Source organism: Burkholderia sp. AW33-5, assembly GCF_053427615.1.
Genome location: NZ_JBSAXA010000138.1, coordinates 1 through 253, shown reverse-complemented (window position 1 = coordinate 253; position 253 = coordinate 1). Strand labels below are relative to the sequence as shown.

1 pseudogene is annotated in these 253 nt (G+C 66.0%); it reads left to right on the top strand.

The features are described 5' to 3' along the window. A pseudogene (locus ACV22V_RS32720) lies at positions 1 to 253 on the top strand (transporter); the annotation flags it as partial.

Sequence of the window (253 nt, the reverse complement as noted above, 5' to 3'; positions counted from 1 at the left end):
CCCGAAGATCTTCGCGCTCGACCTCGACCAGGGCTTGCGGATCTTCCTCGAGGAAATGGGCGCGCTCTACTACACCCTGCGCGAAGGCGAGCCGACCGGCCTTGCGCCGTTCGGGCTGCCCGACACGAAGCGTAACCGCGCGCATCTGTACGACCTGGTCGGCGCCTGCTGCCGCGACGAGAACGGCAAGCTCAGCGCCGACGATCAGCGTCAGATCAAGCACGCGGTCGACACGGTGATGGCGCTGGAGAAT